Annotated in this window: 14 protein-coding genes and 2 riboswitches; of the genes, 9 read left to right on the top strand and 5 right to left on the bottom strand. The window is 65.4% G+C overall.

The genetic code is table 11. The annotated features are described in order from the left end of the window. Positions 1 to 34 precede the first annotated feature (34 nt). The 5 genes from TBD_RS00970 to yihA form a co-directional block, all read right to left on the bottom strand. The gene (locus tag TBD_RS00970) at positions 35 to 1,123 is read right to left on the bottom strand and encodes a nitroreductase family protein (RefSeq protein ID WP_187147199.1); all 1,089 of its coding nucleotides are present in this window, start codon (positions 1,121 to 1,123) and stop codon (positions 35 to 37) included. Next, the gene (locus tag TBD_RS00965) at positions 1,093 to 1,968 is read right to left on the bottom strand and encodes a ThiF family adenylyltransferase (protein WP_011310704.1); all 876 of its coding nucleotides are present in this window, start codon (positions 1,966 to 1,968) and stop codon (positions 1,093 to 1,095) included. The genes TBD_RS00970 and TBD_RS00965 overlap by 31 nt, the downstream gene beginning before the upstream one ends. Then, on the bottom strand, positions 1,965 to 2,747 hold the full coding sequence (locus TBD_RS00960) for an N-acyl amino acid synthase FeeM domain-containing protein (protein WP_011310703.1): 783 nt from the start codon (positions 2,745 to 2,747) through the stop codon (positions 1,965 to 1,967). Before TBD_RS00960 ends, TBD_RS00965 begins: the two co-directional genes overlap by 4 nt. Before the next feature lie 72 nt (positions 2,748 to 2,819). Beyond that, entirely contained in the window at positions 2,820 to 3,830 is a 1,011-nt protein-coding gene (gene hemB, locus TBD_RS00955) for a porphobilinogen synthase (RefSeq protein ID WP_011310702.1), read from the bottom strand. A 176-nt stretch (positions 3,831 to 4,006) separates the two neighbouring features. Beyond that, complete coding sequence (yihA, locus tag TBD_RS00950; protein ID WP_011310701.1) at positions 4,007 to 4,627, bottom strand: ribosome biogenesis GTP-binding protein YihA/YsxC; 621 nt, start codon at positions 4,625 to 4,627, stop codon at positions 4,007 to 4,009. A gap of 57 nt (positions 4,628 to 4,684) precedes the next feature. Here yihA and TBD_RS00945 point away from each other — a divergent pair, with 57 nt between their 5' ends. The 9 genes from TBD_RS00945 to TBD_RS00905 all read left to right on the top strand — a co-directional run bounded on the left by TBD_RS00945 (position 4,685) and on the right by TBD_RS00905 (position 13,746). Then, positions 4,685 to 5,311, top strand: coding sequence for a c-type cytochrome (locus TBD_RS00945; protein ID WP_011310700.1), 627 nt, complete (start codon positions 4,685 to 4,687; stop codon positions 5,309 to 5,311). 138 nt (positions 5,312 to 5,449) lie between these two features. After that, complete coding sequence (locus TBD_RS00940; protein ID WP_011310699.1) at positions 5,450 to 7,462, top strand: cytochrome c biogenesis protein ResB; 2,013 nt, start codon at positions 5,450 to 5,452, stop codon at positions 7,460 to 7,462. Between the two features lie 33 nt (positions 7,463 to 7,495). Continuing rightward, complete coding sequence (ccsB, locus tag TBD_RS00935) at positions 7,496 to 8,635, top strand: c-type cytochrome biogenesis protein CcsB (protein ID WP_011310698.1); 1,140 nt, start codon at positions 7,496 to 7,498, stop codon at positions 8,633 to 8,635. 28 nt (positions 8,636 to 8,663) lie between these two features. Next, a complete protein-coding gene (locus tag TBD_RS00930; RefSeq protein WP_011310697.1) occupies positions 8,664 to 9,179 on the top strand; it encodes a TlpA family protein disulfide reductase in 516 nt (171 codons plus the stop codon). A 59-nt stretch (positions 9,180 to 9,238) separates the two neighbouring features. Then, positions 9,239 to 9,757 carry a type II 3-dehydroquinate dehydratase gene (gene aroQ / locus TBD_RS00925; RefSeq protein WP_011310696.1) on the top strand — a complete coding sequence of 173 codons (519 nt, stop codon included), beginning with the start codon at positions 9,239 to 9,241 and terminating at the stop codon, positions 9,755 to 9,757. Next, on the top strand, positions 9,739 to 10,188 hold the full coding sequence (accB, locus tag TBD_RS00920; protein ID WP_011310695.1) for an acetyl-CoA carboxylase biotin carboxyl carrier protein: 450 nt from the start codon (positions 9,739 to 9,741) through the stop codon (positions 10,186 to 10,188). The genes aroQ and accB overlap by 19 nt, the downstream gene beginning before the upstream one ends. A gap of 73 nt (positions 10,189 to 10,261) precedes the next feature. Further along, on the top strand, positions 10,262 to 11,611 hold the full coding sequence (gene accC / locus TBD_RS00915) for an acetyl-CoA carboxylase biotin carboxylase subunit (protein ID WP_011310694.1): 1,350 nt from the start codon (positions 10,262 to 10,264) through the stop codon (positions 11,609 to 11,611). 168 nt (positions 11,612 to 11,779) lie between these two features. After that, entirely contained in the window at positions 11,780 to 12,670 is an 891-nt protein-coding gene (gene prmA / locus TBD_RS00910) for a 50S ribosomal protein L11 methyltransferase (RefSeq protein WP_011310693.1), read from the top strand. Continuing rightward, positions 12,667 to 13,746, top strand: coding sequence for a zinc-ribbon and DUF3426 domain-containing protein (locus tag TBD_RS00905; protein WP_011310692.1), 1,080 nt, complete (start codon positions 12,667 to 12,669; stop codon positions 13,744 to 13,746). Before prmA ends, TBD_RS00905 begins: the two co-directional genes overlap by 4 nt. A 49-nt stretch (positions 13,747 to 13,795) precedes the next feature. Continuing rightward, positions 13,796 to 13,882: riboswitch (glycine riboswitch) on the top strand. A gap of 10 nt (positions 13,883 to 13,892) precedes the next feature. Next, positions 13,893 to 14,014: riboswitch (glycine riboswitch) on the top strand. Positions 14,015 to 14,017 lie beyond the last annotated feature (3 nt).

Genomic DNA, 14,017 nt, shown 5'->3' with positions numbered 1-14,017 from the left:
ACCGGCAAGCCTGCCCGACAGGCTTGCCGGTTTTTTATTCGTCCGAAATCCACAAATCGGACAGGGGTTTGCGCAGCGAGCGCGACTGGGCGGGCGCGCCGAAACCGAAGCGCATGAGAAAGGTCGCTTGCGTCCAATTGCCCGCGCCGAAGAAGTCGGCAAAACGCCCGCTCAGCGCGGCCGCGTAAAGCCGCTGCTCCGCGACCTCGGTGAACGCCGTTGCACCCGCCGCATAGCGCGAGAAGATCACGGGCGCCATCTCGGGCTGCGCCTGCAGTCCGAGCGACGCCGCGGTCAGCCACAGCCTTTGCATGGCCCGTCCGCCCGCGATCACGTCCCCGACACTGCTCATCGGCGTCTGGCTCACGAGCAAAGCGTGGGCGCCACAGAAGAGCGAAGGCAGCAGATCCATCTCGACGCGTGGCAGGCCGTGGCCCCACAGATAGCGATTGAGGAAGTGCACGCGCGACCAGGACTGCATCGCCCAGCGCATCACCCGGAGCAGCAGCGGATCGACGGCGATTGCCGCATCGGGAATTCGGTCTTCGCTGAAGCGCGCACCCCAGGCGACCGTGTCGCGATGCACGGCGAAAGTCTCGGGAATGGTCAGCCGCACCTTGTCGACCCGTGCGAGCAGGACGCCGAGCCGGGCCTTTGCCCCGGCGCCCTCCACCCACTCGACGCTGAACGCAGCCCCGACGCTGGCTTCGAGAATTCGCTTTTGCGCCCCGGTCAGGCGTTTCGGCGACAGGGGCCTGCGCTGCGTCGCGCGTTCCTGAAGAAACGGTAGCAGCGGCGAGGCCGCCCTGCCTGCGGCCTCGAACCCAATGGGAAAGCGACCTTCGCCCGCATGGTCGGTCGCGATCACGGCCCGCCAGCCGTGCATGCTCGCCGCAATGTCGATCGATTCGAGCAGCGCACCCATCGCGAGGTGGCCCGCGAAATGGTCGAGGTTGAAAACGCCGAGGGCGTCCGACGGACGGTACAACACCTCGATCTCGTCGGCACCCAGCGCCCGAAAGCGCCAAGGCTGGGTGTTGTCCCCGCTCGGCGCCCAGCGCGCGCGCTCGAGCACCGCCGCGAGCTCGGGCGTCACGCCCTGCGTTCGCGTTTCAGTCGCCAATTGACGTAGCCGATCGCAAGGCGATTGAGCGGATGACGATTGCCGCCGGGACGCCAGGTCGCGACGCGTTTGCCGGTGTAGGCGTCGAACTGCATGCTGTGCGGCACGCCCTTGACGGGGCCGCGGCCGAGCAGGATTTTCAGCGCTTCGGTGCCCGCCATGCCGGCGCACAACTGGCAGGCGAGTCCGGTCGAGGGCACGCGCTGAATGCTGAAATCGACGATCTGCGGGTAGACGAGGTAACTCCGGTGTTGCAGGGCCGGTGCGAGGCCGACCAGGAAACGCACGGGCCATTCTTCCTCGGGTGTGCCATCGAGCTGGAAGTAATCGTCGAAGCTAGGTCCGCCCGGAAGAAAGTTGAGGACTGCGGCGCCCATGCCGAGCGGGACGGCGAACGTGATCGGAATGCCGCGCGCGCGACACGCGTCGTAGACCAGACGGCGCGCCGGAAACACGAAATAATCGAGGCCGTCGACGTAGAGGTCGACGCCGTCGAGAAAGGCGTCGACGTTGTGCGGCTGCACGCCCTCGTCAAAAGTCGCGATGTCGAGCTCGGGATTGATGTCACGCGCCAGCCGCGCCATGACCTCGACCTTCGGCTCGCCGATGCTTCCCATCCCGGCCCCGGCCTGACGATTGAAATTGACCAGCGCGAAGCGGTCGAGATCGGCCAGGTGGAAACGCCCGATCCCGAGCCGCGCGAGCGTGAGCAGATGCACGCCGCCCGCGCCGCCCAATCCCGCGATCGCGATCTTCTTGCCGCGCAGCGTCCGCTGTTCATCGGGCGTCAGCCAGCCGAGGTTGCGGCTGAAGGCCTCGTCGTAATCGAAAGCGCCTGCGGTCAACCTTCCTCCCTCAGCAGCCGGGCGAGAATCCCCTGCTGATCGCGGGCCGAGAAGAAGTAGGGATAGAGGCTGCGATCCTTGGCCGCTTTGCCCTGGCCGCCGAATTCCTCGATTTTCTGCCGCATGTAATCGAGCTCGAGATGCATCAGCAGGACCGGAAAGTTGACCCGGTTGTTCATGCGTTCCTCGCCGATCTGCTTGAAGCCGAGCATTCGCTCGTAGAAGGCCTTGTGGCGCGGCACGATCTCGATGATCGCGTCGGTGCAGTCGTGGATGACGCCATATAAATAGGCGATGTGGATCAGGCTCGCGAGCAACTGCTTGGAACCGATGTTCTCGTCGATCGCGAGCTTGCTGAGTTCGCCGACCTTCCTGCCCTGCGCGCGCAACGCGTCGATTTCCGGCTTGTATATCTCGTCGACCAGCATGCCCTCTTCGGAGTCGTAGCCGACCGTGACCGTGCCGACGATCTTTTCCTGGTGAAACGACAGGATCGTGATGCGGTTCGGATACTTCTTGAGCTGGGCCTTGGGGAAGCCGCGCCAGGCGTAGCGCTTTTGCACGAGCATGCTGGCGTTGTTGAACACCTCGTCGTGCTGGGCGAAGCGCAGCTTGAAGAGCTTTTCGCCCAGACCTTCTTCCTGCGTCTCGGGATCGCTTCCGGAAACAGGGCTCAGGTCCTTGAGGCGGTAAGGCGACTCGAAGCTGATGATGGTTCGATCGAAGTCATCCGCGACGCTTCGGCCGCGCCCGATCAGTTTTTGCAAATCCAGCGTCACCTTGCCACTCCCGATTCGTCAGTTGGAAAAGGCGGTCCCACGTGCTTTTATCGGCCCCCCGCGCAGCGAAATTTAGCTTCGTAACCAACGCGCGGCGTCGCGCGCGAAATACGTCAGCACGCCATCGGCCCCGGCGCGCTTGAATGCGAGCAGGGCTTCGAGCACGCAGGCACGCTCGTCGAGCCAGCCGTTCTGCGCGGCCGCTTTCAACATCGCATATTCGCCGCTAACCTGATAAGCATAGGTCGGCGCGCCGAACGCGTCCTTGACCCGCCGGATGACGTCGAGGTACGGCATTCCCGGCTTGACCATGATCATGTCCGCGCCCTCCTGCAAATCCATCCCTACCTCCCACAGCGCCTCGTCGCTATTGGCGGGGTCCATCTGATAGGTCGACTTGTCGCCCTTGCCCAAGTTCGCGGCCGAGCCGACCGCGTCGCGGAATGGCCCGTAAAAGCTCGACGCGTATTTGGCAGCATAGGCGAGGATGCGCGTGTGAACATGACCCGCGCCCTCGAGCGCTTGCCGGATGGCGGCGACCCGGCCGTCCATCATGTCCGAAGGCGCGACCACGTCCGCCCCGGCGCCCGCGTGAACCAGGGCCTGCCGCACGAGCATGCTCACGGTCTCGTCGTTCATCACATAGCCCGACGCGTCGACGAGTCCGTCCTGGCCGTGGCTGGTGTAGGGATCGAGCGCGACGTCCGTGATCACGCCGAGTTCCGGAAAGCGAGCCTTGAGCGCGGCGACCACACGCGGAACGAGGCCTTCGGGGTTGGCGGCCTCTTCGGCACCGGCACTCTTGAGCCCGGCGTCGATCACCGGAAAAAGGGCGAGGGCGGGAATCCCGAGCTCGACACACTCCTCGGCGACCGGAAGCAGGCGATCGAGCGACATCCGCTCGACCCCCGGCATCGAGCCAACCGCCTCGCTGCGGTTCTCGCCGTCGAGAACGAACAGCGGATAAATCAGATCCTGCGCGGTGAGCACGTTCTCGCGCATCAAGCGACGCGAGAATTCGTCGCGGCGCATGCGGCGCATGCGGCGCATGCGCCGCCCCGGAAATTGGCCAAAGGGCAGCATCACAGACATCTCCAAAAATTCGTGAATTCGCGTGGAACTATTTCGCAGCGGCATTGCTCTGTAGAGCAGACGGTCCTGGACCGTCTCCCGCTTCTCCTCCCTGAGCGGGATGCCTTAATCCCCTTAAGGCATTTTTTGCCCCGATCCCTCCCTTGGTCGGGGCTTTTTGTTGCCCGCTATCCGGGGGCATGGACGGCGGCTTCCGGCGCGAGCCAGCCTTCGATCCGCACCGCGGCTTCCTCGGCACCGACGCGGGACAGGCTCGAAAACAGCTGCACCGAGACCGTCTCCCGATCCGCCAGTTCCTGCTTGACCTTGCGCAAGGTCAGCGCCTTTTCGCTATTCGAGAGCTTGTCGGCTTTCGACAACAGGATATGGACAGGCTTGCCGGTCGGGGCGAACCATTCGAGCATCTGGCGATCGAGCGGGGTGAGCGGGTGGCGGGCATCCATGATCAGGACCATTCCTGCCAGCGCCTCGCGCTCCTGCAGGTAGCGCGACAGCAGGCCTTCCCACTTGGCCTTCACTTCGGGAGGGACCTTGGCATAGCCGTAGCCGGGCAAATCGACCAGATAGGTATCCGCCGTCAGTTCGAAAAAATTGATCAGCTGCGTCCGCCCGGGCGTCTTGGACGTGAAGGCCAGGCGGTTTTTCCTCGTCAGCAGGTTGATTGCACTGGATTTTCCGGCATTCGACCGGCCTGCGAACGCAACTTCGGCTCGGCTCGGGGGCAAATCACGAAACTGGGCGACCGACGTGAAGAAGTGGGCGCGGTTGAGCACGGGCTTGGCAGTCATATTAGTTACCGCTAAACTACCCGTTTTCCCAAGTTTTGCAAGCTTTAGGAGCTTTTGATGAAACTCGTCGTCTCGCTGGTCGCCGCCCTGGTCGCCTCTTCCGCTTTTGCTGCTGCACCCGCTGCCGGCCCGGCCAGCAAGGGCGACCCCAAGGCTGCAGAAAGCATCGTCAACCAGCTTTGCGCCGGGTGCCACGCGGTCGACGGCAATAGCCCCGCAGCGGCCAATCCGAAGCTTGCCGGTCTGAACGCCGAATACCTCAACAAGCAGCTCAACGAATTCAAATCGGGCGCGCGCCAGAGCCCGGTCATGAGCGGCATGGTCGCCTCGCTGAGCCCACAGGACATGCTGAACCTCGCCGCCTACTACAGCGCCCAGCAGCCCAAGCCCGCGACGGCCAAGGACAAGGAACTCGCCCTCGCCGGCCAGAAAATCTATCGCGGCGGCGTGCAAGGTGCCGGCGTCCCGGCCTGCGCGTCATGCCATGGCCCGCAGGGCCAGGGGATCCCGGCGCAGTTCCCGCGTCTGGCCGGCCAGCACGGCGACTACATCTACGCGCAGCTCGAAGCCTTCCGTCTCGGCAACCGCGCCAACGACGCCGCGAAGATGATGCGCAGCATCGCGACCAAAATGACCGACGCCGACATGAAGGCCGTCGCCGCATACATCGAAGGCCTGCGCTAAGGCCGGGTTGCCGCCGCCTCGTCGGCACCCCACCGCGGCTCGCGCCTTGCGGGTAAACTTATCCGGCTTGCTTAAGTCGATGAAAGGGTGACGCAAGTCACCCTTTTTTTCTTGTAGCCAACAGGGCCTCGCTGCCTCATGCACACCGCTTCCCATTCCTTCGGCAAGGCCTCGTTCGAATTGCTCAGCTCGATGCGCTTCGCCATCAGCCTGCTCTCCATCCTCGCGGTGGCGTCGATCGTCGGCACGGTGCTCAAGCAGGCCGAGCCTTACAGCAATTACCTGATCCAGTTCGGGCCGTTCTGGTTCGAGGTCTACAAGAAACTCGGGCTCTACGACGTCTATCACGCAGGCTGGTTTCTCGTCATTCTGACCTTCCTCGTCGTCTCGACCAGCGTCTGCATCTGGCGCAACGCGCCGAATTTCGTGCGCGAGATGAGGACTTTCCGGGAACACGTCAGCGAGCAATCGCTCGCCGCTTTCAAGCACAAGCACGAGCGCGCGACGAGCGAGTCGCCGGAAGCGCTCGCCGCGAGCGCCCAGCGCTATCTCGAAAGCCGTCGTTACCGGGTCAAGACGCTGCAGCGCGAAGACGGCGTGCTGCTCGCCGCCAAGGCCGGAAGCTGGAACCGGCTCGGCTACCTGCTCGCGCATTCGGCGATCGTGATGATCTGCATCGGCGGGCTCATCGACGGCAACCTCGTCTTCAAGGCGCAGCAACTGCTGGGCCTCAAAAAGATCGAGACGCGCGACATTCCGCAGAGCCAGGTGCCGGCGATCTCGCGCCTGACGCCGGCCAATCTGTCGTTTCGAGGCAGCGTGCAGATTCCCGAGGGCTCGAGTGCGGATATCGCATTCCTCAATGTCGCCGACGGCTACCTGGTGCAGGATTTGCCGTTCACGGTCGCGCTCAAGGAATTTCGCATCGAGCATTACAGCAACGGCCAGCCGAAGAGCTTCGAGAGTGACGTCGAGATTTTTGACCACGCGGGCAACAAACTCCGCGAAGCGACGATCGCCGTCAACCATCCGCTGATCCACGACGGCATCGCGATCTATCAGGCGAGCTTTGCCGACGGCGGCACGCGGCTGCAATTGCGCGGATGGAACCTGTTCGCGCCGACGGCCGAATCCTTCCCGGTGCAGGGCACCGTATACCAGAATGCGACGCTGGCGAGCGACGGCGGCAACTACACGCTCGAGTTCGTCGACTTCCGCCCCTTCAATATCGAAAACCTCGGCGGCGAGACAACGACCCCGCGGGACACCATGAGCGTCCTCGGCGGAAGCCCGGTCGCCGACGACACGGGGCTTCACAACGTCGGCCCGAGCTTCCAGTACAAGGTGCGCGACGCCCGCGGCCAGGCCCGGGAATACTCCAACTACATGCTGCCGCTGGAACTCGACGGACGCTGGTATTTGATGTCGGGCGTGCGCGAATCGCCGAACGAAGCCTTCCGCTACCTGCGCATGCCGCTCGATCCCGAAGGCAAGATCGAGACCTTCATGCGCCTGCGCGGCGCATTGCTCGATCCCGCCCAGCACCCGGCGATCACGGCCGCATTTGCGCGCCAGGCCCTGCCGCAGGAAGCCTGGGGTACCGAGATCGAGGACAAGCTCAAGCTCAGCGCAACGCAGGTTCTCGGGCTGTTTGCGCAAGGCGGCTTCCAGTCGCTCGGGAGCTTCATCGAAAGCCGCGTCCCCGAAGCCGAACGCGAAAAGGCCGCCGGCACCTATCTGCGCATCCTCGAACTGGCGGCCTTCGAGGCGTTGAAGATTTCCAACCGCCAGAACGGCCTTGCGGCACCCCAGGCGGACGAGGCGGCCGGCTGGCTGGTGCGCGACACGCTCAACAGCATGAGCGACATCTTCGTCTACGGTGCGCCGGTGTACCTGCAACTGATGCAATACGACGAGGTCAAGGCCAGCGGGCTGCAACTCACGCGCTCGCCCGGCAAGAACATCGTCTACCTCGGTTCGCTTTTGCTGACGCTCGGCGTATTCTTCATGCTCTACGTCCGCGAACGCCGCGTCTGGCTGCGCATCAAACCCGGGCACGCACTACTCGCGATGTCGTCTGCCAAGCACACCATCGATTTCGAGACGGAATTCGCCGAACACGCCCGCGCGCTGGACGCGCTCGCCAAATAGGCACCGGGCTGCGCATCATTTAGGAGACCCACCATGGAACTCGCTCTCAACCATCCCGCCCCGCTTTTCAAGCGCCTTGCCTGGTTCGACTGGCTGTTCGCCGCCATCGTCGCCGCCGGCGGCCTGTTCGCGCTCTCGCGCTTCGGCGAATACATGGACATCTACGAGAAAGGCATCCTGCTGGCGTCGATCCCGGCACTCGCGGTGTTCGGTTGGTTCTGGAAGCCCTTCCGCCCGCTCTTCATCGTCGTCGGCGCACTCAGTCTTTTCGCGATCAGCCAATATCAGGGCGAACTCGGGCGCATGGAGGAGGCCTTCTTCCTCAAGTACCTGATCTCCAGCCAGGCCGCGATCATGTGGATGTGCGCGCTGTTCGGTCTCGCCACCGTCGCCTACTGGGGCGGCATGCTCGCGCGTTCCGAATTCACGATGAAGACCGGCAGCAGCCTGACCTGGGCCGCGATCACGCTCGGCTACGTCGGTCTCATGGTGCGCTGGTACGAGTCCTATCTGATCGGCACCGACATCGGGCACATCCCGGTTTCCAATCTCTACGAAGTATTCGTCCTGTTCTGCCTGATCACGGCGATGATGTACCTCTACTACGAAGCCCGCTATCAGACGCGGACCATGGGCGCCTTCGTCCTGCTCGTGATCTCGGCCGCGGTCGGCTTCATCCTCTGGTACACGCTCGACCGCGGTGCACATGAAATCCAGCCGCTGGTGCCCGCGCTCAAGTCGTGGTGGATGAAGCTGCACGTCCCCGCGAACTTCATCGGCTACGGCGCATTTTCGATCGCGGCGATGCTCGGCGCGGCATATCTTCTCGCCGCACGCGGCATTCTCGCGACCCGCCTGCCACGGCTTGAGGTGATCGACGACGTCATGTACAAGGCCATCGCGATCGGCTTCGCCTTCTTCACGATCGCGACCATCCTCGGCGCGATGTGGGCGGCCGAGGCTTGGGGTGGCTACTGGTCGTGGGACCCGAAGGAGACCTGGGCGCTGATCGTGTGGCTGAACTACGCAGCCTGGCTGCACATCCGCCTGGTCAAGGGCCTGCGCGGGCCGATGCTCGCCTGGTGGGCGCTGGTCGGACTCTTCGTGACGACCTTCGCGTTCCTCGGCGTGAACATGTTCCTCTCCGGCCTGCACTCCTACGGCGAACTCTGAGCCGCCCGCTCCCGCGCGGCCGTCGTCGATGCGAAGCCCGTGGCGCTATGCGATTCCTCTCGCGCTCGCCGCGGGCGCCTGGGTCGCGCAGAGGCAGTTCGCGCCGCGCCCGGCGTCGCTGCCGCTCGCGCAGCTCTGGCAGCAGAGCTTCCCCGACGCCGAGGGCCGTCCGCAGGCACTCGCGCAGTGGCGCGACAAGGTGCTGGTGCTCAACTTCTGGGCGAGCTGGTGTGCGCCCTGTCGTGAGGAAATGCCCGAATTCGACGCGCTGCGCACGCGCTACGCACAGCGCGGCGTCGAGTTCGTCGGTATCGCCGTCGACCAGCCGGCGGCCGTCGCGCGCTTCCTCGCGCGCCAGCCAGTCGCTTATCCGATCCTCGTCGGAGAAGGCGCGGCGCACAGCCTCGCACGCGAACTCGGCAATGCGAGCGGCGCCTTGCCGTATACCCTGGTATTCGGTCGTAAAGGTGAAGTCGTGCTGCAGCATCTCGGCCGGCTGCCGCGGGAGACACTCGAGGAAGCCCTGCTCAGAACCGGCACATAACGGCTAATTAGCCGCTTATCTGGACAATTCCCCCCCGTTTGCGGCACACTGCGCGCGCCATGACGACTAAACGAAGCAGCCGCGCCGCGGCCAAGGCGGCCCCCAGTTTGCGCCTCCAGATCCTGGTCGTGCACGGGCCCAACCTGAATCTGCTGGGGAGTCGCGAGCCGAAGCACTATGGCCGCGTCACGCTCGAGGAAATCGACCGCAGTCTCGTGAGCCGCGCAGAAGCCGCCGGCGCCCTCGTCGAAACCTTCCAGCACAACCACGAAGGTGCCCTGATCGACCGTATCCATCAGGCCGCGCGCGACCGCGTCGATTTCATCATCATCAATCCGGCCGCATACACGCACACCAGCGTCGCGCTGCGCGACGCGCTCGCAGCGAGCGCGATCCCCTTCATCGAAATTCATCTTTCAAACATCTTTGCGCGGGAAGCTTTCCGCCAGCATTCGTATTTTTCCGACCTGGCGATCGGCGTCATTTCCGGCCTCGGTGCACAGGGATACGAACTGGCGCTGGAACACGCGCTGCGCCACTTTCAAGACAGGACCCCCCAATGGATCTCAGAAAACTGAAAAAGCTCATTGATCTGGTCGAGGCCTCCGGCATCGCCGAACTCGAAATCACCGAAGGCGAGGAAAAGGTCCGCATCGCCAAGAGTATCGCCGGCGCGCCGATGATGATGCAGGCGCCCCAAGTGATGCAGGCGACCCTCCCGGCCGCCGCCCCTGCGGCGGCGCCGGCTGCGGTTGCAGAGGATGCAGTGCCCGAAGGCCACATCGTGCGCTCGCCGATGGTCGGCACCTTCTACCGCGCCCCCTCGCCCGGTTCCAAGAATTTTGCCGAAGTCGGCCAGAACGTGAGCGCCGGCGACACCCTGTGCATCATCGAAGCGATGAAGCTCCTGAACGAGATCGAAGCCGACCAGGGCGGCGTCATCAAGGCGATCCTGGTCGAGAACGGCCAGCCGGTCGAATACGGCGAACCCCTGTTTGTCATCGCGTGAAGCAGCGGCCATGAGGCGTCAGGCGTAGCCGTCGTCACTTCCCGTCCCTCATCCTCACCGAGCCTCATCCAACATGTTTGAAAAGATTCTGATCGCCAACCGCGGCGAGATAGCCCTGAGAATCCAGCGCGCCTGCCGCGAAATGGGGATCAAGACGGTCGCGGTCTACTCGGAGGCCGACCGCGACGCCAAATACGTCAAGCTCGCCGACGAATCGGTGTGCATCGGACCCGCCCCGTCCGCGCAAAGCTATCTGCACGTGCCGTCGATCATCGCTGCCGCCGAAGTCACCGACGCCGCCGCCATCCATCCCGGCTACGGCTTCCTTTCCGAGAACGCCGACTTCGCCGAACGCGTCGAATCGTCGGGTTTCACGTTCATCGGCCCGCGCCCCGACAACATCCGCCTGATGGGCGACAAAGTCGCGGCCAAGCAGGCCATGATCGACGCCAAGGTGCCCTGCGTGCCCGGCTCGGACGGCGCACTCGCCGATGACCCGCAGGAGATCCTCAAGACCGCGCGCGCGATCGGCTACCCGGTCATCATCAAGGCCGCGGGCGGCGGCGGCGGACGCGGGATGCGCGTCGTCCACACCGAAGCCGCGCTGCTCAACGCCGTCACGATGACCAAGACCGAAGCCGGCGCCGCCTTCGGCAATCCGATGGTCTACATGGAAAAGTTTCTCGAGACGCCGCGCCATATCGAGATCCAGATCCTTGCCGACGAACACGGCAATGCCGTCCATCTCGGCGAGCGCGACTGCTCGATGCAGCGCCGCCACCAGAAGGTTCTCGAGGAAGCGCCGGCGCCCGGACTCGACCCGAAGCTGCGCGACAAGATCGGCGAGCGCTGCGCCGAAGCCTGCCGCAAGATCGGCTACCGCGGCGCGGGCACCTTCGAATTCCTGTACGAGAACGGCGAGTTCTACTTCATCGAGATGAACACGCGCGTCCAGGTCGAGCATCCGGTCACCGAACTCATTACCGGCATCGACATCGTGCAGACGCAGATCCGCGTCGCCGCCGGCGAGAAGCTGCCCTTCCAGCAGAAGGACATCCGCTTTCGCGGGCACGCGGTCGAGTGCCGCATCAATGCCGAGCACCCGACGACCTTCGTGCCGAGCCCGGGCAAACTCACCAATTACCACGCCGCGGGCGGCCCCGGCATCCGCGTCGACTCGCACGTCTACCACGGCTATTACGTGCCGCCGCATTACGACTCGATGATCGGCAAGCTCATCGCCTACGGCGACACCCGCGACCAGGCCATCGCCCGCATGCGCGGGGCGCTCATGGAAATGGTCGTCGAAGGCATCCAGAGCAATATTCCGCTGCATCAGGAGCTGATGAATGACGCGGCGTTCATCGCCGGCGGGACGAGCATCCACTACCTCGAGCACAAGCTCGCGGGGGAGAAAGGGTGAGGGGGAGGGTTCAGGATTTAGGGGCTAGGATCTAGGGACTAGGGGGGTGCGGCCGGAGGCCGCGCCCCATCAAACTAGGCGCGAAGCACAAAGCCCCCTGACCCCTGACCCCTAGCCCCTAGCCCCTAGCCCCTGGCCCCTGGCCCCTGGCCCCCAAACCCTAAACCGATGCCCTGGCAATCCGTCCGCATCCTCGTCGATTCCGTTCAGGCCGAACCCCTGTCGGACGCGCTCATGGAAGCGGGCGCGCTGTCGGTCTCACTCGAGGACGCCGACGCCGGGACCGTCGACGAAACGCCGCTCTTCGGCGAGCCGGATCACCCGAGCGCTGAACTCTGGCCGCACAGCATCGCGGTCGTGCTGCTCGAAGCCGACGCCGACGTCGCCGAGACCTTGCGCGCGGCGGCGGCGCAGGCCGGCGTCGCGGCGCCGCTCGACTACACGGTCGAGACCGTCGCGGAACAGGACTGGGTGCGGCTGACCCAATCGCAGTTCGATCCGATCCCAATCTCGGCACGGCTCTGGATCGTGCCGACCTGGCACGAAGCGCCCGACAGCCGCGCGCTCAATCTCAAGCTCGACCCCGGCCTCGCCTTCGGCACCGGCAGCCATCCGACGACGCGGCTGTGCCTGCGCTGGCTCGACGCGAACCTGCGCGGCGGCGAAACCCTGCTCGACTACGGCTGCGGCTCAGGGATCCTCGCGATCGCGGCCGCCAAACTCGGCGCGCGCCGCGTCGAAGGCGTCGACATCGATCCACAGGCCGTCAGCGCGTCGCGCGACAACGCCGCGCTCAACGAGGTCGATGCCCATTTCGGCCTGCCTGGGGAGCTCGCCGCCGGCGAGTACGACGTCGTCGTCGCCAACATCCTGACCAATCCCCTCAAGGCGATGGCGCCGCTGCTCGCCGGCCGCGTGCGCAGCGGCGGAAGCCTGGTCCTCTCGGGCATCCTCGCCGAGCAGGCCGAGGATGTCATGGCGGTCTACCGGCCCTGGTTCGTTTTCGACGCGCCGGCGAGCGACGAGGGATGGGTCCGTCTGGTCGGAGTCAAGCGGTGAGCTACCGCACCACCTGTCCGCAGTGCGCGAGCATATTCCGCCTCGGCGACGCGCAACTCGCCGCCGCGGCGGGCTGGGCGCAATGCAGCGTATGCGGTGCCAAGTTCGACGTGCGCCCGAGCCTGCGCATGGAAGACGGCTCGCCGCTGCCGAGCACGAGCGCCGCCGCGCCGACGCCATCGGCAGCCGCGCCTCGCAGCGAAGCGCCGGCCGACGTCCCCGCTGCGCCAGCCGAGCCCGCGGACGCCGCCGCGTCGGCTCCCGCGCAAGCTGCGCCCGAGCAAGCACCTTCCGAGCTGGCGGCGGCCGAGACGCTGGCGGGCGACGAGGATCTCGCGCAAGGCATCGTCCAGCGCGAGCACGGGCACGAACTCGATTCGATCATCCTGATCGACCCCGACGCGGCGCCGCCCGACGACCCCGGTCCGCTTCCGCAGATTCCGCCTGCCGGCGCCAGCTATCCGCCGCCAGCGGCTGCGACGGCGCGCCCGGCGACGCCGACGGTAACGCGGCCGGCGACAATCGAGCCCGCGAATCCGCCCCTGCGAGCGCCGGCAGATGCCCAGCCGCCGGCTCCGCCACGCCGTCGTGCCGGAGCCCGCGCGAGAAGCCGCCGCGGGCTCCGGGCTGCGGCGAGCCTCGTGCTGTTGGCAGGCCTGCTGGCGCAAAGCGCCTTTTTTCTGCGCGACACCGTGGTCAGCCAGCTGCCGCAGACGCGTCCCGTTTTCGAACGAGTCTGCGCGACGCTCGGCTGCACGCTGGCCCTGCCGCGAAAGCTCGCGCTGCTGCAGATCGTCGGCTCGGATCTTCAGACCGAAGCGGGCGGCGGCCACCGGCTCGTGCTCACGCTCGGCAACCGCGCGGATCACGTACAGGCGTGGCCGCTTCTGGTCCTGACGCTGACCGACCAGCGCGACCGGCCGCTGTCGCGGCGAAGTTTCGCGCCGAGCGAGTACCTCGGCGACCCCGCGCGGATCGCTGCCGGCCTCGCGCCGCGCAGCGAAGAGGCGCTGAGCCTGCCGCTTGACGTCTCCGGCCCGGCCCCGATGGGCTTCGACCTCAAGCTCGCGTACTGAAGCAGCGGCCGGGCGCTGGCTGCCGCGGCGCTTCTTCGGTATAGTGCGCGTTCCCGTTGCGGGAGAGCGCAGCCCAGCCTGCCGCCGAAGGCGTAATCACCCGGAATCGCTCAGGCAAAAGGACCGCAACACCCAGGACAATCCTGGGCACACACTCTGGAGAGCGCAGTCGCCTTCTTGAAGCGCGAACTGCCACCGAAGGGGCAGCGGCGCCGGTTGATCAACCTGGCACCGTAATCTCTCAGGTACCAAGGACAGAGGGGTTCACCCT

Origin of the sequence: Thiobacillus denitrificans ATCC 25259 (assembly GCF_000012745.1) — a bacterium.
Classification (GTDB): Bacteria; Pseudomonadota; Gammaproteobacteria; order Burkholderiales; family Thiobacillaceae; genus Thiobacillus; species Thiobacillus denitrificans_B.
The sequence above is the reverse complement of the archived record's forward strand: the minus strand, read 5'-3'. Positions and strand labels throughout refer to the sequence as shown.

What these genes read in the sequence shown, in the direction of transcription:
- hemB (WP_011310702.1), bottom strand. Translation starts at nt 3,830, where the DNA reads ATGCTGCCCTTTGGCCAATTTCCGGGGCGGCGCATGCGCCGCATGCGC.
- TBD_RS00940 (WP_011310699.1), top strand. Translation starts at nt 5,450, where the DNA reads ATGCACACCGCTTCCCATTCCTTCGGCAAGGCCTCGTTCGAATTGCTC.
- prmA (WP_011310693.1), top strand. Translation starts at nt 11,780, where the DNA reads ATGCCCTGGCAATCCGTCCGCATCCTCGTCGATTCCGTTCAGGCCGAA.
- aroQ (WP_011310696.1), top strand. Translation starts at nt 9,239, where the DNA reads ATGACGACTAAACGAAGCAGCCGCGCCGCGGCCAAGGCGGCCCCCAGT.
- TBD_RS00930 (WP_011310697.1), top strand. Translation starts at nt 8,664, where the DNA reads ATGCGAAGCCCGTGGCGCTATGCGATTCCTCTCGCGCTCGCCGCGGGC.
- accB (WP_011310695.1), top strand. Translation starts at nt 9,739, where the DNA reads ATGGATCTCAGAAAACTGAAAAAGCTCATTGATCTGGTCGAGGCCTCC.
- TBD_RS00945 (WP_011310700.1), top strand. Translation starts at nt 4,685, where the DNA reads ATGAAACTCGTCGTCTCGCTGGTCGCCGCCCTGGTCGCCTCTTCCGCT.
- accC (WP_011310694.1), top strand. Translation starts at nt 10,262, where the DNA reads ATGTTTGAAAAGATTCTGATCGCCAACCGCGGCGAGATAGCCCTGAGA.
- yihA (WP_011310701.1), bottom strand. Translation starts at nt 4,627, where the DNA reads ATGACTGCCAAGCCCGTGCTCAACCGCGCCCACTTCTTCACGTCGGTC.
- ccsB (WP_011310698.1), top strand. Translation starts at nt 7,496, where the DNA reads ATGGAACTCGCTCTCAACCATCCCGCCCCGCTTTTCAAGCGCCTTGCC.